This window comes from Caulobacter sp., from assembly GCF_017744445.1.
Taxonomy (GTDB): Bacteria; Pseudomonadota; Alphaproteobacteria; order Caulobacterales; family Caulobacteraceae; genus Caulobacter.
In genome coordinates this window covers 20,404-36,987 of the sequence record NZ_JAGIBH010000170.1, presented here as the reverse complement: position 1 = coordinate 36,987, position 16,584 = coordinate 20,404, and the positions used below count along the sequence as shown (strand labels likewise).

At 68.5% G+C, this 16,584-nt stretch carries 20 protein-coding genes; 10 read left to right on the top strand and 10 right to left on the bottom strand.

All coding sequences use genetic code 11. The features are described from left to right. Positions 1 to 30: 30 nt before the first annotated feature. Positions 31 to 1,617 (top strand): long-chain fatty acid--CoA ligase, encoded by a 1,587-nt coding sequence (locus J7528_RS25365; RefSeq protein WP_291880406.1) that lies wholly within the window; start codon positions 31 to 33, stop codon positions 1,615 to 1,617. A 119-nt stretch (positions 1,618 to 1,736) separates the two neighbouring features. On the opposite strand, the gene J7528_RS25360 is transcribed toward J7528_RS25365, so the two are convergent. The 3 genes from J7528_RS25360 to J7528_RS25350 all read right to left on the bottom strand — a co-directional run bounded on the left by J7528_RS25360 (position 1,737) and on the right by J7528_RS25350 (position 3,668). Then, complete coding sequence (locus J7528_RS25360) at positions 1,737 to 2,216, bottom strand: GNAT family N-acetyltransferase (protein ID WP_291880404.1); 480 nt, start codon at positions 2,214 to 2,216, stop codon at positions 1,737 to 1,739. After that, entirely contained in the window at positions 2,213 to 2,608 is a 396-nt protein-coding gene (locus tag J7528_RS25355) for an SRPBCC family protein (RefSeq protein WP_291880403.1), read from the bottom strand. Before J7528_RS25355 ends, J7528_RS25360 begins: the two co-directional genes overlap by 4 nt. A 61-nt stretch (positions 2,609 to 2,669) precedes the next feature. After that, on the bottom strand, positions 2,670 to 3,668 hold the full coding sequence (locus J7528_RS25350) for an aldo/keto reductase (RefSeq protein WP_291880402.1): 999 nt from the start codon (positions 3,666 to 3,668) through the stop codon (positions 2,670 to 2,672). A gap of 94 nt (positions 3,669 to 3,762) precedes the next feature. On the opposite strand from J7528_RS25350, the gene J7528_RS25345 reads away from it, so the two are divergent. Then, entirely contained in the window at positions 3,763 to 4,662 is a 900-nt protein-coding gene (locus J7528_RS25345) for a LysR family transcriptional regulator (RefSeq protein WP_291880401.1), read from the top strand. Here the strand turns inward: J7528_RS25345 and J7528_RS25340 are convergent. Both J7528_RS25340 and J7528_RS25335 read right to left on the bottom strand, forming a co-directional pair. After that, entirely contained in the window at positions 4,659 to 5,201 is a 543-nt protein-coding gene (locus J7528_RS25340) for a hypothetical protein (RefSeq protein WP_291880399.1), read from the bottom strand. The genes J7528_RS25345 and J7528_RS25340 overlap by 4 nt on opposite strands. 102 nt (positions 5,202 to 5,303) lie before the next feature. After that, positions 5,304 to 5,894 carry an SCO family protein gene (locus J7528_RS25335; RefSeq protein ID WP_291880397.1) on the bottom strand — a complete coding sequence of 197 codons (591 nt, stop codon included), beginning with the start codon at positions 5,892 to 5,894 and terminating at the stop codon, positions 5,304 to 5,306. Between the two features lie 74 nt (positions 5,895 to 5,968). Between J7528_RS25335 and J7528_RS25330 the strand changes: the two genes are divergently transcribed. Beyond that, positions 5,969 to 7,369 carry an ActS/PrrB/RegB family redox-sensitive histidine kinase gene (locus J7528_RS25330; RefSeq protein ID WP_291880395.1) on the top strand — a complete coding sequence of 467 codons (1,401 nt, stop codon included), beginning with the start codon at positions 5,969 to 5,971 and terminating at the stop codon, positions 7,367 to 7,369. 76 nt (positions 7,370 to 7,445) lie between these two features. Beyond that, the gene (spdR, locus tag J7528_RS25325; protein WP_291880393.1) at positions 7,446 to 8,003 is read left to right on the top strand and encodes a stationary phase response regulator transcription factor SpdR; all 558 of its coding nucleotides are present in this window, start codon (positions 7,446 to 7,448) and stop codon (positions 8,001 to 8,003) included. A 172-nt stretch (positions 8,004 to 8,175) separates the two neighbouring features. Here the strand turns inward: spdR and J7528_RS25320 are convergent, their stop codons facing one another. The 3 genes from J7528_RS25320 to J7528_RS25310 form a co-directional block, all read right to left on the bottom strand. After that, positions 8,176 to 8,961 (bottom strand): SDR family oxidoreductase, encoded by a 786-nt coding sequence (locus J7528_RS25320; RefSeq protein ID WP_291880390.1) that lies wholly within the window; start codon positions 8,959 to 8,961, stop codon positions 8,176 to 8,178. 209 nt (positions 8,962 to 9,170) lie between these two features. After that, positions 9,171 to 9,458: a 4a-hydroxytetrahydrobiopterin dehydratase gene (locus J7528_RS25315; protein WP_291880389.1), complete on the bottom strand. Its 288-nt coding sequence runs from the start codon at positions 9,456 to 9,458 to the stop codon at positions 9,171 to 9,173. Between the two features lie 27 nt (positions 9,459 to 9,485). Continuing rightward, positions 9,486 to 10,127 carry an HAD-IA family hydrolase gene (locus J7528_RS25310; protein WP_291880386.1) on the bottom strand — a complete coding sequence of 214 codons (642 nt, stop codon included), beginning with the start codon at positions 10,125 to 10,127 and terminating at the stop codon, positions 9,486 to 9,488. Positions 10,128 to 10,256: 129 nt separating this feature from the next. Here J7528_RS25310 and J7528_RS25305 point away from each other — a divergent pair, with 129 nt between their 5' ends. The 5 genes from J7528_RS25305 (at position 10,257) to J7528_RS25285 (ending at position 14,124) form a co-directional block, all read left to right on the top strand. Further along, entirely contained in the window at positions 10,257 to 10,793 is a 537-nt protein-coding gene (locus J7528_RS25305) for a hypothetical protein (RefSeq protein WP_291880385.1), read from the top strand. Positions 10,794 to 10,867: 74 nt separating this feature from the next. Further along, the gene (locus J7528_RS25300; protein ID WP_291880384.1) at positions 10,868 to 10,972 is read left to right on the top strand and encodes a hypothetical protein; all 105 of its coding nucleotides are present in this window, start codon (positions 10,868 to 10,870) and stop codon (positions 10,970 to 10,972) included. Between the two features lie 62 nt (positions 10,973 to 11,034). Next, on the top strand, positions 11,035 to 13,116 hold the full coding sequence (locus tag J7528_RS25295; protein WP_291880383.1) for an AsmA family protein: 2,082 nt from the start codon (positions 11,035 to 11,037) through the stop codon (positions 13,114 to 13,116). 74 nt (positions 13,117 to 13,190) lie between these two features. Beyond that, positions 13,191 to 13,514, top strand: a complete 324-nt coding sequence (locus J7528_RS25290; protein ID WP_291880381.1) for a DUF3060 domain-containing protein — start codon at positions 13,191 to 13,193, stop codon at positions 13,512 to 13,514. 334 nt (positions 13,515 to 13,848) lie between these two features. Then, positions 13,849 to 14,124, top strand: a complete 276-nt coding sequence (locus J7528_RS25285; RefSeq protein ID WP_291880379.1) for a YjhX family toxin — start codon at positions 13,849 to 13,851, stop codon at positions 14,122 to 14,124. Here J7528_RS25285 and rsmD read toward each other — a convergent pair. Beyond that, positions 14,111 to 14,680, bottom strand: coding sequence for a 16S rRNA (guanine(966)-N(2))-methyltransferase RsmD (rsmD, locus tag J7528_RS25280; protein WP_291880378.1), 570 nt, complete (start codon positions 14,678 to 14,680; stop codon positions 14,111 to 14,113). The genes J7528_RS25285 and rsmD overlap by 14 nt on opposite strands. Continuing rightward, positions 14,680 to 15,318, bottom strand: a complete 639-nt coding sequence (locus J7528_RS25275) for a TMEM175 family protein (protein WP_291880377.1) — start codon at positions 15,316 to 15,318, stop codon at positions 14,680 to 14,682. Before J7528_RS25275 ends, rsmD begins: the two co-directional genes overlap by 1 nt. A 130-nt stretch (positions 15,319 to 15,448) precedes the next feature. On the opposite strand from J7528_RS25275, the gene J7528_RS25270 reads away from it, so the two are divergent. After that, on the top strand, positions 15,449 to 16,414 hold the full coding sequence (locus J7528_RS25270; protein WP_291880375.1) for a CPBP family intramembrane glutamic endopeptidase: 966 nt from the start codon (positions 15,449 to 15,451) through the stop codon (positions 16,412 to 16,414). Positions 16,415 to 16,584 lie beyond the last annotated feature (170 nt).

Sequence of the window (16,584 nt, the reverse complement as noted above, 5' to 3'; positions counted from 1 at the left end):
GCTCCTCCCAACGATAAGTGAGAGGGGCCGATGACGCCGGGCCTGATGCAGACGACGCCGCTGATGATCAGCGGCATCCTGACCTATGCGGCCCAGGCCCATGGCGCGCGCGAGATCGTCTCCAAGCTGATCGACGAGCCGATCCATCGCTACGATTATGCGGGCCTGGGCCGCCGCTCGGCGCAGCTGGCCCACACCCTCGAACGCCTGGGCGTGAAGCCCGGCGACCGGGTCACCTCGCTGGCCTGGAACACCCACCGTCACCTGGAGCTGTTCTACGCCGTCCCGGGGATCGGCGCGGTGCTGCACACGGCCAATCCACGGCTGTTCGACGAGCAGATCGTGTACACGATCAATCACGCCGAAAGCTCGATCCTGTTCTTCGACCGCAGCTTCGCCACCCTGGTCGAGCGCATCGCACCGCAACTGACCACCGTCCGGACGCTGATCATGCTGTCGGCCGAGGACTACGAGACCCTGATCGCCCGCGAGCCCGAAACCTATCCCTGGCCCTCGTTCGACGAGAACGCCGGGGCCTTCCTCTGCTACACCTCGGGCACGACGGGCGATCCCAAGGGGGTGCTCTATTCGCACCGCGCCGTGGTGCTGCACGCCATGGCGGGAGGCCTGAACAGCGCGTTCGGCTTCACCGCCTTCGACGTCGTCATGCCCTGCTCCAGCCTCTACCACGCCACCGCCTGGGGCTTGCCGTTCAGCGCGCCGATCTGCGGCGCCAAGCTCGTGCTGCCCGCCGACAGGATGGACGGCGCCAGCCTGCACGAGCTGATCCAGAGCGAGGGCGTCACCTTCACCGGCGGCGTGCCGACCATCTGGACGATGTACCTGGACTGGCTGGAAAAGACCGGCCAGCGGCCCGACACCCTCAAGCGCGTGGTGATCGGCGGCAGCGCCGTGCCGCGCGCCATGGCCGAGGCGTTCAAGCGGCTGTACGGCGTCCAGACCCTGCAGATCTGGGGCATGACCGAGACCTGCCCGATCGGCGTCGTCGCCACCCCGACTCCGGCCCTCGCGGCCTTGGGCGAAGAGGCCATGGACGAGGCCATCTGGACCCGCCAGGGCCGGTTGCAGTTCGGCATCGAGCTGCGGGTCGAGACCGAGGACGGGACCGAGGCTCCCTGGGACGGCGAGACCTCCGGCGCCCTCTTGGTGCGCGGCCCCTGGGTGGTGCGCCGCTACTTCCGCAAGGACGCCGACGCGGCGCGGGCGGACGGCTGGTTCGACACCGGCGACATCGCCACGCTCGACGCCAACGGCTTCATGCGCATCACCGACCGCCAGAAGGACGTCATCAAGTCGGGTGGCGAGTGGATCAGCTCCATCGACCTGGAAAACGTCGCCGCCGGCTGCCCAGGCGTGAAAATCGCCGCCGTGGTGGGGGTGCCGCATCCCAAGTGGGAGGAACGGCCGCTGCTGGTGATCGAGGCGCATGAGGGCGCGGCGGTCTGCAAGGCGGATGTGCTGGACTATCTCGCGCCGAGGATCGTGAAGTGGTGGACGCCGGATGACGTGGTGTTCGCGGCGGTGCCGCTGACGGCGACCGGGAAGATCGACAAGAAGGTGCTGCGGGAGGCGTGGCGCACGCATCTAACGAGCTAACCCCACCACCGCTCATCCCCGCGAAAGCGGGGACCCAAGCGGCGCTTGGACTGGACACGATGACGACGCGGCTAACTCGGCTTGGGTCCCCGCTTTCGCGGGGATGAGCGGATTATTGTTTACAGCCTCAACCGCCAGCTCTCCGACACCAGCCCATCGGCGAAGCCGTCATAGTCCCAGCTCTTTTCCAGCACGAACCCGAACCGCGCATAGAGCCTTCGCGCCGGCAGCAAGTTGGCCTGGGTCCACAGCACCATCTCGGCATAGCCCGCCTCCCGCGCCCGCTCGATGCACGCCCCGACCAGGGCCTCGCCGACGCCCAGGCCGCGCGCGCGGGGATCGACCAGCAGCAGGCGCAACCGGCCGGTCGTATCGTCCTCGCGCGCCAGCATGATCGAGCCGACCTTGCGACCCTCGTGCTCGGCGATCCAGCAGGCCTCGCGGGCCGGGTCGTAGGTCTTGACGTAGTCGGCGACGACGCCGGCCACCACGCCCTCGAACCGGTGGTCCCAGCCCTCCTCGGCGGCGTAGAGCTCGCCGTGGCGTTGGACGATCCAGCCCAGGTCGCCGGGTCCGGTCGGTCTCAGCGTCACCGTCATGCCTCGACCAGCGCCTTCAACTTGGCCAGATCCCGCGCCACCGCAGCCGCGTCGCGGGCGAAGGCGGCGTCGTCGAACATGCCGGGCGGGCGGTAGAGGGTCATCACCACCTCGCTCCCCTCGCCGTTCGCGACCACGCGCAGCGGCATGTAGAGCTGCGTCCCGTCCGGCAGGGTCACCCAATGGTCGAGGATCCCGTAGGCGTTCGGCTCGGAGAACTTCACATGCACGTCGCCGTCGGGACCATGAGCGATCCACTGGTCGCCATCCCTGGTCAGCCCGGAAGCCAGGCCCGCCGCCCACTTTGTGAAGCTCTCCGGATCCTGGGTGAAGGCGTAGACCGCCTCAGCCGACTTGTGGATGCGGATGCTGATGTGGCGGGACTCGAACATGCGGGGCTCCACGGGGTTCAGGACGCCATCTGACGCCCTGAACCCCGCGCCGCGCAAGGCCTCAGCGTTCGCTGTCGAGATGGGTCATCATCGCCGTGGCGTAGCGCGTGCCCGCCACCGCCTCGGCCGGCACGGCGGCCTCGATGGCGGCCAGATCCGCGGGCGTCAGGCTGACCTCCAGCGCGCCCAACGCCTCGGCCAGGCGATCGCGGCGGCGGGCGCCGATCAGCGGCACGATGTCGTCGCCGCGCGAGGCCACCCAGGCGATGGCGGCCTGGGCCGTGGTCACGCCCTTGTCCTCGGCCACCGCCCGCAGGGCCTCGGCCAGCTTCAGGTTGGCGTCCAGGTTGTCGCCCTGGAAGCGGGGGCTGTGGGCGCGGAAGTCGCGGCCGACATCCTCGGAGCGCTGCTTGGTCCAGTGGCCGCTGATCAGGCCGCGCGACAGCACGCCATAGGCCGTCATGCCGATGCCCAGCTCACGCAGGGTGGGCAGGATGTCCTTCTCGACGCCGCGCGAGACCAGCGAATATTCGATCTGCAGGTCGACGATCGGCGCGACCTTGGCGGCCCTGCGGATGGTTTCCGCGCCCATTTCCGACAGGCCAATGTGGCGGACATAGCCGGCCTGGACCATCTCGGCGATGGCGCCGACGGTGTCCTCGATCGGCACGCTGGGGTCCAGGCGCGAGGGGCGGTAGATGTCGATGTGGTCGACGCCCAGGCGCTTGAGGCTATAGGCCAGGAAGTTCTTGATCGCGGCCGGGCGGCCGTCGAAGCCCAGGAAAGCGCCGTTCGGATCGCGCAGGGCGCCGGTCTTGACGCTGATCACCAGCTTGTCGCGCTTGTGGCTCTTCAGCGCCTCGCCGATCAGCATCTCGTTGTGGCCCATGCCATAGAAGTCGCCGGTGTCGATCAGGGTCATGCCGGCTTCGACGGCGGCGTCGAAGGTGGCCAGGCTCTCGGCCCGGTCGCTGGGGCCATACATGTCGGACATGCCCATGCAGCCGAGGCCGAAGGCGGAAACGACGGGGCCGGTTTGGCCAAGTTGGCGGGTTTTCATGGGGATCTCTCCTTGGGGTGAGGAGGGTTATGCGCCCGCAGCTCTCGTGCGATAATCCGATAAGATCCGCACGGGCCGTTCGGAATTTCGCACAATGCAGCATGCCGACTTCGCCGATCTCGACGCCTTCACGGCCGTGGCGCAAGCCCGAGGTTTCCGCGCCGCCGCCGCCCTGCGCAACGTCTCGGCCTCGTCGCTGAGCGAGGCCGTGCGGCGGCTGGAGACGCGCCTCGGCGTGCGCCTCCTGAACCGGACCACCCGCAGCGTCACCCCCACCGAGGCCGGCCAGAAACTGCTGGAGCGCTTGACCCCGGCCCTGTCCGACGTCGCCCTGGCCCTGGACGAGGTCAACGCCTTCCGCGACAGCCCGACCGGCACGCTGCGCCTGAACGTGCCGCTGGTGGCGGCCAAGGTCGTCTTTCCGCGCCTGATCCCGAAGTTCCTGGCCCAGCATCCCGGCGTCGCGGTCGAGATCATCGCCGAGGACAGCTTCATCGACGTGCTGGCCGCCGGCTTCGACGCTGGCGTGCGTTATGGTGAGCGGCTGGAGAAGGACATGATCGCCGTGCCGCTGTCGGGCCCACAGCGGTTCATGCTGGTCGGCTCTCCGGCCTATTTCGCCGCCCACGGCCGGCCCAGGCATCCGCGCGAGGTGCTGGACCACGCCAGCATCCGCCACCGCTTCCCCAGCGGCGCGACCTATGCCTGGGAGTTCGAGAAGGACGGCCAGACGATCCGCCTGGATCCACCGGCCCGCCTGACCTCGACCAGCCTCGATCTGGAACTGGCCGCCTGCGAGGCGGGCGTGGGCCTCTTGGCCACCTTCGAGGACTTCGTGGCCCCGGCCATCGCGGCGGGCCGGCTGGAGGCGGTGCTGGAAGACTGGTTGCCGCCGTTCACCGGGCCGTATCTGTACTATCCCAGCCGGCGGCACATGCCCGCGCCGCTGCGAGCCTTCATCGACTTCGTGAAGGCCGAAAGGATGGGGCCCTAGCCCGCCTCGACCCGCGCGGCGCGGCCGAACAGCCAGGCCGCCAGCAGCCAGGCCCCGGCGAAGACGACGCTGATCACGAAGCCTTCCCGTGACCCCATCAACTGAGCGACGATCGCCACCACCGCCTGGACGAAGGCCGCCGCCAGCAGGGCGCGCGACAGGCCCGCCGCCCGGAACCGTCCGACATAGGCGCCGGCGGCGGCGACCAGCAGCACGCAGCCGAACATCAGGTTGGCGGGATTGTCCTCGTCGCCGATGATCCCGACCGCGCCGTTGATCCATACGGTCAGGAAACTCACCGCCACGACGATGGCCACGGCGGCCCGGAAGGCCAAGCTGCCCGAGGCCCTCACCGCCAGCTCGAACGTCCCGCAGGCCAGAGCCAGGATCGCGCCCCAGACCCCGAAGTCGAACGGCGTCCAGACGACCTCCTTGGTGAACCGCATGGCCAACGCCGGGGTCAGCAGCAGAAGCGCCGCCCCGATCCAGACCAGCAGGGTCCAGCGGCTGCCGCGCTTGAGGGTGATGTCGGTGGTCATGGGCCAGGCCCCCTTGTTGAAGGAGCCCGGACCCTGCCGCCCAGGCCGCCTGAGCGGCATGAGCAAATTATGAGGACGCGCTGAAATCAGCGCGCCGCCCCGTTACCCTTCGCGCATCGCGTCGCCGACACGACGGGCGATCTCGTCGGGGGGCGTGCCGTAGGGGATGACCGTCTTGTAGCGGCCCTTGGGGTCCATCAGGTAGGTCACTGTCGAGTGGTCCATGGTGTAGCCGGGACCCTCGCCGCTCTTGGCGTAGTAGACCTTGTAGGCCTTGGCCGCGACCTGGACCTGCTCGGGCGTGCCCGTCAGACCGATGGTCGACTTCGGGATGAAGTCGTTCGACAGGTAGGTCTTCATCTGCTCGGGCGTGTCGCGGCCGGGATCGACGGAAATGAACACGATCTGCAGGTCCTTGGCCTTGGGACCCAGCTGGTCGGTCGCCGCCGACAGCGCCTGCAGCGTGCCCGGACACACGTCGGGGCAGTAGGTGAAACCAAAGAACACCAGGCTCCATTTACCCTTCAGCACCTTCTCGGTGGCGGGCTTGCCGTTCTGGTCGACCATCTGGAACGGCCCGCCGATCGGCACGGGCGGCTCGGACTTGAACACCCCGGCGTTCCAGGCCAGGCCCGCGGTGATCACCAGGCCGACGACGCAGGCGAGGATCAGGACAAGGCGGTGACGCGGCATGTGCATTCCATCCTTTTGCGTCCGCCCGATCTTTTACTCTCGCCAGGCGCGAGAATATGGACAATCTTGCGGACATGACTGACGTTTCGTTCGCGAGAACGCCCGACGATCAACGTCATAAAGGGCTCGATAATCCGGGTGAGGAACCGGCGCAAGACGACGCCTGGTCCTGGACCGCGCCTGGGCTGCGCCGTGGACGCTTAAGGGTTCGCACCCTGCTGGCCCAGCGGTGGCTTTCGGTCGTCGGCCAGGTCGCCGTCCTCTTGATTGCGGGCCTCGCGCTGAAGTTGCAGGTGCCGTGGGCGCTGTGCTTCACCCTGATCGCCCTGTCGGCCTGGCTGAACGTCCTCTTGGGACTGGCCTCGAGCGGTCAGCGCCTGGCGCGCGACGGCGAGGCCACCGCGCAGATCGCTTTCGACATCCTGCAGCTGTCGGGCTTGCTGTACCTGACCGGCGGGGCGCTGAACCCGTTCTCGCTGCTGCTGATCGCCCCCGTCACCCTGGCCGCCGCCACCCTGCCGGCGCGCTACGCCCTGGGCCTGGGCCTGCTGGCCGTCGCCTCGACCGTGACCCTGGCGCTGTTCCACATGCCGCTGCCCACCCTGGCCGGCCATGTCCCCTCGCCCACGCCCAGCCCGATGATGCTGTGGACCATGGTCAGCGCCCGGATCATCGGCATCGGCCTGACCGCCGCCTATGCCTGGCAGGCCGCCAGCGAGTCGGCGCGGATGGAACTGGCCCTGAACGTCACCGAAACCGTCCTGGCCCGCGAGCAGCGCCTGTCGGCCCTGGGCGCCCTGGCCGCCGCCGCCGCCCACGAGCTGGGCACGCCGCTGGCCACGATCTCGGTCGTCTCGCGCGAAATGGCCCGCAACGCCGTCAGCGAGGAAATCCGGGAGGACGCCGAACTGCTGATCGGCCAGGCCGCCCGCTGCCGCGAAATCCTGCAGCGCCTGACCGAGATGCCCGAGGCCAAGGACGCCGTGCACGAGCGCATGAGCCTGGTCCAGCTGGTCCAGGACGTGATCGAGCCGCACATGGTGCACGGCATCCGCGTCGAGGCCGTGGTCAACGGCCCGTCCGGCGAGACGGCGCCCGACATCTGGCGGCGGCCCGAGATCATCCACGCCATGACCTCGATCGTCGAGAACGCGGTCGACTTCGCCCGCAGCGAGGTGATCGTCATCGCCCGCTTCGACGCCCGCTACATCGTCATCGAGGCCCGCGACGACGGCGCCGGCTTCTCGCCGGAGGTGCTGGCCAAGCTGGGCGAGCCGTACGTGACCACCCGCCCCGGGGCGGAAGGCTCTCGCACGGGACATATCGGCATGGGGCTGGGCTTCTTCATCGCCAAGACCTTGCTGGAACGAACCGGCGCCACCGTGGATTTCCGTAATGGACGTCGTGGCGGCGCCGTAGTCTCGGCCCGTTGGCCCAGGCCGGCGCTTGAAGCTCCCGGCTTTATCGGGGCTTGAAGTACGTTGCGTATCCTGGACACTATGGGTTGTTATTTGGCCTGTTGAGTATTGGCGCTGGGGAGGCGCGGACTTCATGGCGGATATTGGTGAGCTGGTCGCGGCGCTGCCGGACAAGACGCTGCTGCTTTTGGACGATGACGGCCCGTTGCGGACCCGGCTCGGACGAGCGCTGGAGCAGCGCGGCTTCGAGGTGACGCTGGCCGCTTCCGTCGCCGAGGCCCTGACCATCCTGCGCGGCGCCGCCCCGGCCCACGCGGTGCTGGACATGCGGCTGGAGGACGGCTCGGGCCTGAAGGTGGTCGAGGCGGTGCGCGACGCGCGGCCCGACGCCAAGGTCATCATGCTGACCGGCTACGGCAACATCGCCACCGCCGTGGCGGCGGTGAAGGCGGGGGTGGTCGACTACCTGTCCAAGCCCGCCGACGCCGACGACGTGGCCCGCGCCCTGCTGGCCGCCAAGGACGCCGCCCCGGCGCCGCCTGAGAATCCGATGAGCGCCGACCGCGTGCGGTGGGAGCACATCCAGCGCGTCTACGAGATGTGCGGTCACAACGTGTCGGAAACGGCCCGGCGGCTGAACATGCACCGCCGGACGCTGCAGCGGATCCTGGCCAAGCGCGCGCCGCGCTGATCCCTTCCCCTCTCCCCTTGCGGGAGAGGGTGGCCCGAAGGGCCGGGTGAGGGGTTGCACAGACAGAAACGCCGCGACGGCCGATCGGCTTGTCGCGGCGTTTTGCGTTCTTCAACCCCTCATCCGTCAGCTGCGCTGACACCTTCTCCCGCAAGGGGAGAAGGAAGCTCGATCACATCGCCGAAATGCCGCCGTCGACCTTGATCTCGGCGCCGGTCATGAACTTGCTCTCGTCGCTGGCCAGGTAGAGCACCGCGTTGGCGATGTCGTTCGGCTCGCCGATCCGGCCCAGCGGCACCTGGCGGGCCAGCTTGGCGAAGGCCTCCTCCTTGCCGAACCGGGCCGAGAAGCCGTCCAGGATCGGGGTGTCGATGAAGGTCGGGTGGATCGAGTTCGAGCGGATGTCGAGCTTCATCTTGGCGCAGTACAGCGCGATGTTCTTGGACAGCAGCCAGACCGCCGCCTTCGAGGCGTTGTAGGCCGGCGAATTGCCGTTGGCGATCAGGCCGGCGATCGAGCTCAGATTGATGATCGAACCGGGCTGGTGGGCGCGCATGTGGGTCAGGGCGTGCTTGGCCCCTAGGAAGACGCTGTCGACATTGACCGACATCACCTTCTTCCAGAGCCCGAAGTCCAGGCTCTCGATCGGACCGTCGCCGCCGATGCCGGCATTGTTGACCAGCACCGACAGGCCGCCCATGTCGGCGCTCGCCTGCTCCAGGACCTCGATCCACTGGTCTTCCTGGGTGACGTCCAGCTGGTAGGCGAAGGCCGTGCCCGCGCCGTGGGCGGCATTGATCTCGGCCGCCACGGCCTGCGCGCCGGCCAGATTCAGGTCGGCCAGGGCGACCTTGGCGCCTTCGCTGGCCAGCATGCGCCCCGCCGCCGCGCCCAGGCCCTGGGCCCCGCCCGTGATGAAGGCCTTCTTGCCGGCGACCCGGCCCGTGCTCTGCGCCATTTTCGGCGTCCTCCCGATTTTAATTCAAACGATAGTTTGAACCGGAAGGGAGCGGGAGGGAAGAGCCGATCGTGGACGCCCCCTCCGTCACGTCGCCTATCGGCGCCGCGCCACCTCCCCCGCAAGCGGGGCAGGAGGGAGCATGTTCTCCTCACCCGTGAAACGGGGGAGGTGGATCGCTGCGGATACGCAGCGAGACGGAGGGGGCGCTAAGCCGCCGCAGCATCCATGAACTTCGCCATCTGCACATCCAGCTCCGTCACCCCGTCGGCGTCATGCGTCGTCAGCAGCACCTCGACCCGGTTGTAGACATTGAACCATTCCGGATGGTGATCCAGCTTGTCGGCCATGATCGCCACCCGGGTCATGAAGCCGAACGCCTCATTGAAGTCGGCGAACTTGAACGTCTTGGCGATGGCGTCCTTGTGGTCCGGAGCGGCGCTCCAGCCTTGCAGCTGGGCGATCGCGGCGTCAGCGCCGATGCGGGGACGGGACATGGGAATCTCCGAGAGAACTTTGTCCTCTCAGAACGACAATCCGGTCGCTTGAGCAAGGTCGATGAGAAGCTGCTCTTCGGTCGACACCTTGATCGCCGTCATCCCTAAGGCCGCCGCCGGCTTGCAGTTGATGCCTAGGTCGTCGAGGTAGATGCAGGCCTCGGGAGCCACATCCAGCAGCTCGCACATCATCTGATAGATGCGCGGATCGGGCTTTCTCACCCCTGCCTTGGAGCTTTCGATCACCGCGTCGAACAGGCCCATGATCTCGCCCACCGCCAGGGCCTTCTCGGCGCTCTGGGCCATGCCGGGACCGTGGCCGGTGGGGACGTTGTTGGTGATGCAGCCGACCTTGAACCGCGCCTTGCAGGCCTTCAGCGCGTCCAGCACCCGAGGCCGCAGATCGCCATAGAGCAGCGGCAGCACCTCGGCCCCGCGCACGGCGTGGCCCAGCCGCGTGGCCTCCTCCAGGAACAGGGTGTCGAAGGCGGCCGCGTCGATCTCGGCCCGCTCGAACTTCGCCCAGGCATTCACGTCGCCATTGGTGGCGTTGACCGTGCGGATGAAGTCCGCAGGGAGGCCGCGTTCGGTCTCGTAGCGGCGGAAGGCCTCGAACGGCGAGGTCGTGAACACCCCGCCGAAATCCCAGATCACCGCCTCGATCGCCATGGCCGCCTCAAACATTTGTTTGACGCAACGCTAGCCCCGGCGCGGCGCGAAGGGAAGCGCCCACGGCCACGCTCGCTTGTTGGGTGAAACCGCACTCACCACCGCGCGGGAAATGTTTTGTTAACCTCCATGAACGCGCTCCGCTTCCTGCCTGTCCTGGCCTTGACCCTAGCTAGTCTCGCCACCTCGGCGATGGCCCAGCCGCATCGGGGCGTGGGCCTGCCGCTGGACGCGGAGCTGCTGCCGCCGAACTCGGGGCCGGGCGACTGTGTCGTCCGCCGGGTGACCGGCCCGGGCGGCGCCTATCGCTGGGATCGTGTCGAGTGCGACACCGATCGCGGCTGGTCCGATCATGACCAATGGGGCTACGGCAATCGCCGCCTCGACATCGAGACGCGCCAGGATCCGCGTGGATATCAGGGCGGCTACGAAGGGTCTTATGGCGGCGGCTATGCCGGCGACCGCTATGGCGCGCCGCGCCGCGAGTCGGCCTATGACCGCCGCGTCGATCAATACGAGTACGAGCAAGTTCGCGCCTATGGAGACGGTTACGATCAGGGCCGTGGGGGTCCCGTCGTGAATTATCCGCCGCCCTATGCGTACGGCTATGTCGCCGCCGGGCGCGACGAAGCCGGTTACCTGATCTGGCCCGGCAAGACGCCCTAACCCAAAGCGGGTGGCGCCGCCCTTGCGCCAAGAGCGTCTACACGCACCAAAATGGGACGGGGGAACAACTAACCATGCGCACGCCGAGCCGGCCGTTTTTCAAGGCCTATGAACTGGTGGCTATCGCCGTATTTCTGATCGCGGGGGCGGTCGTCTGCCGGATGGGTCTCGTCTACTGACGACACCGTCCCAGGCCTAACACGCTTCAAATTGGAACAGGACCGCTGGGCTCACGCGTTGTGTGGGTTCAACCGGAGCCACGATCCTGTCCACCGCCGACGTCATGCCCGCGCCCAGACCGCCTCGGAACCCTTTCCGGGGGCTGTCTCGGCGCGCGCGGATCGGCATCGGCTCGGCCTTGGCGCTGGTCGCGGCGGTCATCGCTTTTCTCGTGATCTTCGACTGGAACTGGCTGCGCGGCCCGATCGGCCGCTACGCCTCGGCCCAGCTGCAGCGCGAGGTGGTGATCGCCGGCGACCTGCGGGTCCACCCCTGGTCGTTCTCGCCCAAGGCCGAGGCCTATAACCTGCGCATCGGCCAGCCGGCCTGGGCCAAGACGGTCGACAAGGACGCCGGCCAGATGGCCCAGGTCCAGCGCATCGCCGTGCAGATCAAGATCCTGCCGCTCTTGAAGGGCGACGTGATCCTGCCGTTCCTGGCGGTCGACAAGCCGATCGTGCGCCTGCTGCGCGACAAGGACGGCAAGGCCAACTGGACCTTCGGCGCGGCCAAGAGCGACAAGCCGCTGAAGCTGCCGGCCATCCAGCGCTTCGTGATCAACGAGGGCCAGCTGCGCGTGGACGACCGCCAGCGCGGCGCGCTGTTCGTCGGCACGGTCAACGCCCAGGAACGCGCCGGCGACAAGGGCGGCCGCTTCGTGCTGGAGGGCAAGGGCAGCCTGAACAAGTCCGCCTTCGTGGCCCAGGTCACCGGCGGCCCGCTGCTGAACATCTCGCCCAGCCGGCCCTATCCGTTCGACGCGTCGATCCAGGCCGGTTCGACCAAGATCACGGCCGAGGGCAATGTGACCAAGCCCTTCGATCTGGGCCGGTTCGAGACCCAGCTGTCGATCTCTGGCGCCGATCTGAACCGCCTACACGACCTGACCGGCCTGACCCTGCCCAACACCCCGCCCTACAAGGTCTCGGGCCATCTGGTGCGCAAAGGCGACCGCTACGACTTCGAAAAGCTGTCGGGCCGCGTGGGCGACAGCGACATCCGCGGTGACCTCTTCGTGCTGACTGGCCGCGAGCGACCCTATCTGGAAGCCGACCTGCGCTCGCGCCGCCTGGACTTCGACGACCTGGGCAGCCTGTTCGGCGCCGCCCCGGCCACGGGTCGTGGCGAGACCGCTTCGACCGGCCAGAAGGTCGAGGCCGCCCAGCGCGACGCCACCCAGCGCTTGCTGCCCGACGCCACCCTGCAGGTCGACCGCATCCGCGCCATGGACGCCAAGGTCACCTACCGCGCCGACACCGTGAACGCGCCCAACCTGCCACTGCGCAAGGTCAGCGCCGACGTGGTCCTGGAAAAGGGCGTGCTGACCGTCGACCCGATCGCCCTGACCTTCTCGCGCGGCGATCTGAAGGGGAAGGTCCGCCTGGACGCCCGGACGGACACGCCGAAGACCGACATCGACGTGCGGCTGCTGAATGCGCGCCTGGAGGACTTCATCCCGTTCAAGACCGACGGCAAGCCGGCCATCGAGGGGACTGTCCTGGCCCGCGCCAAGCTGACCGGGACCGGCAACAGCGTGCACCGCGCGGCCTCGACCGCCGACGGCTCGGTGACCCTGGTCGCCCCCAAGGGCCAGATCCGCCAGGCCTTCGCCGAGCTGTTGGGCGTCAATGCGTCGAAGGGCCTAATCCTGCTGCTGTCCAAGAGCAACAAGGAGACGCCGGTGCGCTGCGCCGTGGCCGATTTCGACGTCAAGAACGGGGTGATGACCACCAACACCCTGGTCGCCGACACCGGCGTGGTGCTGGCCAAGGGCCGCGGCACGGTTGACCTGCGCACCGAGCGCATCGACTTCCGCATCGCCGGCGACAGCAAGAAGCCGCGCCTGGTGCGCCTGTTCGTGCCGATCACCATCAAGGGTCCGCTGATGGCTCCGAAGCCCGGCCTCGACGCCAGCCAGGCCGTGGGCCAGGGCGGCATCGCCGCGGCGCTGGGCTCGCTGATCAATCCGCTGGCCGCCCTGCTGCCCTTCGTCACCACCGGCGAAGCCAAGGACGCCGACTGCGCCGGCCTGGTCAGCGAGGCCCGCCAGCAGGGCGCGCCGGTCAAGGTCGCCCAGACCACCCCGGCCAAGGCCAAGAAATAGCCGCTACCTGTGGTGGAGCCTTGGGACGTCCCGCGCGTTTGCAGCCGAGCTGCAACCACGAGGACCGCCGCGTCATGATTTCCCTGTCCCTGCTCGCGCTTGTTTCCGGCCTGGCCGGCGCGCCCGACGCGGTGCGCGTCACCGGCATCGGTCAGTCCCGCACGATCGCGTGCGACGGCCGCGCCGCCGTCGTCGAAGGCACGGACCACGCCCTGACCTTCACGGGCGCCTGCGCGGGCCTGACCCTGACGGGCACGGGCAGCAAGATCACCATCGACCTGGCGCCCGGCGCGCCCGTCACCGTGACCGGCACCGACCAGACCGTCCGCTGGCGCGCGACCAAGCCGCCGAAGGTCAATGTCACCGGCATCGACAACAGCGTCAGCAAGGCGCCGTAACCTCACAGCCGTTTTCCCGGCGAAAGCCGGGACCCAGCTGGAGGAGCGCTGCCTGGACTCTAGAAGCTCAGCACTCTTCCAACCCACCCAAGCGCCCCGAGATCTGGGCCCCGGCTTTCGCCGGGGAGGCGGATGGGTGTGTGCTTGTGGTCCTGAAAACCATCGCTATCTTGCCCACACCAACTCACGCCGTGTGGTTCATGTCCGAGATTGTGCGCGAGGCGCGGGCCTAAAGGCTCCGAGCTTCGGTTCGAAAGTCCAAGAGGCCCGCTATCCGCCCGCGCGTCCCCGCTGGTGGCGCGCGATCGTATGCCTCGATCTCTCGGACAATCCCTTGAACATCTCCAAACCGCAGCAACGCACGCTGCATGCTCTGGCCCAAGGCGGCCGGATCGAACTGGAACGCGACGACCACGGCAAGATCGTCTCGGCCGACTGCATCACCCGCGACGGCTGGGCGCTGACCGACTGCAATATCGGCGTCTTCCAGTCGCTGAAGCGCAAGCGGCTGATCGCCAGCCAGGACGGCGGGCCCTACCGGATCACCCGGATGGGCCTCTCCAACCTGCGCGCTCAGCTCGACAACCGCGTCGGGACTAAGGCGTGGTGAGCTTGTAGAACAGGACGCGCGCGGCCCCGTAGTCGCGCGCGTCGATCTGCTCGAAGCCCTCCAGCACCGGATCGACCTCGCCCCGGCCGCGCTCGAACATCAGGATCGCGCCGGGAGCCAGCCAGTCGTGAGCCTTCATCTCGGCGACGGCCTTCTCGCCCAGGCCCTTGTTGTAGGGCGGGTCCAGGAAGGCGATGTCGAACGGCGCGCCGGCGCTGGCCGGGCGGGGCCCCAGGTCCGTGGCGTCGCGGCGGTGCACGCGGGTGACGCCGAACAGGTGCATGGCGTCGATGTTCTCGCGGATCGCGCCGCGCGCGGCGTCGTCGGTCTCGACGAACAGGCAGAAGGCCGCTCCGCGCGACAGGGCCTCCAGCCCCAGCGCGCCCGAGCCGGCGAAGACATCGATCACCCGCGCCCCGTGCAGCTCCGGCGCCCAGGCGGCGTGCTCCAGGATGTTGAACACCGCCTGGCGAGCGCGGTCGGAGGTGGGACGGGTCGTGCCGCCCGGCGGCGTGGCGATGGCCTTACCGCGATACTGGCCCGAGACGATGCGCATCAGGCGGCCGCCTCTTGCGTAGATTTCGGGGTCAGGCGACGGCCGATCAAATTCAGGCCGATCACCAGCGCCGCCAGCAGGGCCCAGCCCCACGGCTTGACCAGGCTGAAGATCGTCAGACCGCACATCAGGCCCGGCAGCAGCGCCACGCGCAGCAGCACGAACACCGCCTCGCCCACCGGCATAGGCTGGGTCAGCTTGCCCACGAAGGCCGCGTAGGCCCAGACCAGACCCATGGCCAGGCCGATCAACGCCACGTGGCCGATATAGATCAGCACCGCCTCGCCGCCGCGCTGCTCCCACAGCAGCTCCGTGGCCAGCGGAAGCAGGGCGATGAGGCCCAGGACAACCAGGTTGAAGACATCAAGGCCGCCGTCGGCGCGTTCGAGGCGCGCGAAAACCCGACGGTGGCTGAACCAGCAGACCCCGACCACCGCGAACGACACGGCATAGGCGGTCAGCTTGGCGCCCATCTGGGCGAACAGGTCGGCCACGCCATGCCAGTGGTGCGGCGGGTGGATCTCGATAGCCAGCAGGGTGATGGCGATGGCGAACACGGCGTCGGAAAACAGCACCAGCCGATGCAGGTGCCCGGGCGTGCTGTCGTGCCCGTCCTTGCTCAAAACGCCGTCGCTCATGCTTATCCCCTTACAACTCGTAACGGGATGTGTGCCGTCCCGAGCGCCCTACGGCAAGCGCGCGCTTTACAAGATCGCGGCCGTTCCCTCTTAGTCGCCGCGACAGGCAACAGGCGATCCGACGATGGGCATGGGCGAGCTGATGGGGACGGTGAGGCGGTCGCGCTTCCTGGCCGACCTGTCGCCCTATGACCGCGACCCGTGGCGGACCGCCTTCGCCGTGCCGATCGGCGTGCTGGCCGCCGCCGTCGGCGCCCTGCTGGGCGGTATCGCCGCGACCTTGATCGCCATGCTGGTGGTCAGCGGCCTGGACGGCGCGCCGGCGGCCGGCGACCTGTTTTCCGTATTCTCGGCCTCGCCCACCGCCTTCCCGACCGCGCGCCAGTCGCTGTTCCTGCTGACCGTCCTGGCCGGCGTGAACCTGGGCGCGGCGGTCGGCTTCGTGTTCGCGGCCGGTGCGATCCACCACCGCAAGATCACCGACTACATCAATGCCGGCCAGGCGTTCCGCTGGCGCCTGCTGCTGGGCGGCCTGGTGCTGGTCGGGGTGGTGATGACCGCCGTCGTCGCCGGCGCGGCCCTGAGCGGCGAGGCGATGGATCCGCCGATCGGCCGCATGGCGCCCAACCTGGCCGGACAGGCGATCTATGCCGCCCTCGCCGCCGCCCTGCTGGTGCTGGCCGCCGCCGCCGAGGAGATCCTGTTCCGCGGTTGGCTGCTGAAGCAGAGCGCCGCCTACATCCACAATCCCGTGGCGCTGATGGTCCTGAACGGCCTGCTGTTCGCCGCCATCCACCTGGACCCCAATATCGACGCCTTCCTGGTGCGCGCGGCCATGGGCGCCGGCCTGACCTGGATGGCCCTGCGGCTGGGCGGCATCGAACTGGGCATCGGCGCCCACGCGGCCAACAACGCCGTCATCGTGCTGCTGATCCGCCCGATGACCAGCCACCCCGACGCCCCGCACGAGTTCCGCGCCGGGCTGATCGGCAGCGCCCTGGTGATCCTGGCGGGCTTCATCGGCGTGGCCGAGCTGTCGCTGCGCTGGCCGGCGCTGCGGCGCTGGACGGGCGCTTCGGCGGCGGCGGCGGCTTAGGGGCCACACCTCCACCTTCGCACTCACACAACAACTGCCTTCCTAGGCCTTGTGCCTAGGACCCATGGATCGGCTGGGCCCAAAGCTTCCAGCAGATTGCCGCCAGCGTGGGCGCACGCTTGCCTCCTCGGAGATCCCGGAACGATGGGTCCTAGGCACAAGGCCTAGGA

Excerpts from the sequence above, each read along its gene's own strand:
- J7528_RS25320 (WP_291880390.1), bottom strand. The coding sequence starts at position 8,961 with ATGGCGCAGAGCACGGGCCGGGTCGCCGGCAAGAAGGCCTTCATCACG.
- J7528_RS25275 (WP_291880377.1), bottom strand. The coding sequence starts at position 15,318 with ATGAGCGACGGCGTTTTGAGCAAGGACGGGCACGACAGCACGCCCGGG.
- J7528_RS25350 (WP_291880402.1), bottom strand. The coding sequence starts at position 3,668 with ATGAAAACCCGCCAACTTGGCCAAACCGGCCCCGTCGTTTCCGCCTTC.
- J7528_RS25310 (WP_291880386.1), bottom strand. The coding sequence starts at position 10,127 with ATGGCGATCGAGGCGGTGATCTGGGATTTCGGCGGGGTGTTCACGACC.
- J7528_RS25270 (WP_291880375.1), top strand. The coding sequence starts at position 15,449 with ATGGGCGAGCTGATGGGGACGGTGAGGCGGTCGCGCTTCCTGGCCGAC.
- J7528_RS25340 (WP_291880399.1), bottom strand. The coding sequence starts at position 5,201 with ATGACCACCGACATCACCCTCAAGCGCGGCAGCCGCTGGACCCTGCTG.
- J7528_RS25290 (WP_291880381.1), top strand. The coding sequence starts at position 13,191 with ATGATTTCCCTGTCCCTGCTCGCGCTTGTTTCCGGCCTGGCCGGCGCG.
- spdR (WP_291880393.1), top strand. The coding sequence starts at position 7,446 with ATGGCGGATATTGGTGAGCTGGTCGCGGCGCTGCCGGACAAGACGCTG.
- J7528_RS25300 (WP_291880384.1), top strand. The coding sequence starts at position 10,868 with ATGCGCACGCCGAGCCGGCCGTTTTTCAAGGCCTATGAACTGGTGGCT.
- J7528_RS25360 (WP_291880404.1), bottom strand. The coding sequence starts at position 2,216 with ATGACGGTGACGCTGAGACCGACCGGACCCGGCGACCTGGGCTGGATC.
- J7528_RS25305 (WP_291880385.1), top strand. The coding sequence starts at position 10,257 with ATGAACGCGCTCCGCTTCCTGCCTGTCCTGGCCTTGACCCTAGCTAGT.
- J7528_RS25365 (WP_291880406.1), top strand. The coding sequence starts at position 31 with ATGACGCCGGGCCTGATGCAGACGACGCCGCTGATGATCAGCGGCATC.
- rsmD (WP_291880378.1), bottom strand. The coding sequence starts at position 14,680 with ATGCGCATCGTCTCGGGCCAGTATCGCGGTAAGGCCATCGCCACGCCG.
- J7528_RS25355 (WP_291880403.1), bottom strand. The coding sequence starts at position 2,608 with ATGTTCGAGTCCCGCCACATCAGCATCCGCATCCACAAGTCGGCTGAG.
- J7528_RS25330 (WP_291880395.1), top strand. The coding sequence starts at position 5,969 with ATGACTGACGTTTCGTTCGCGAGAACGCCCGACGATCAACGTCATAAA.
- J7528_RS25335 (WP_291880397.1), bottom strand. The coding sequence starts at position 5,894 with ATGCCGCGTCACCGCCTTGTCCTGATCCTCGCCTGCGTCGTCGGCCTG.
- J7528_RS25315 (WP_291880389.1), bottom strand. The coding sequence starts at position 9,458 with ATGTCCCGTCCCCGCATCGGCGCTGACGCCGCGATCGCCCAGCTGCAA.
- J7528_RS25345 (WP_291880401.1), top strand. The coding sequence starts at position 3,763 with ATGCAGCATGCCGACTTCGCCGATCTCGACGCCTTCACGGCCGTGGCG.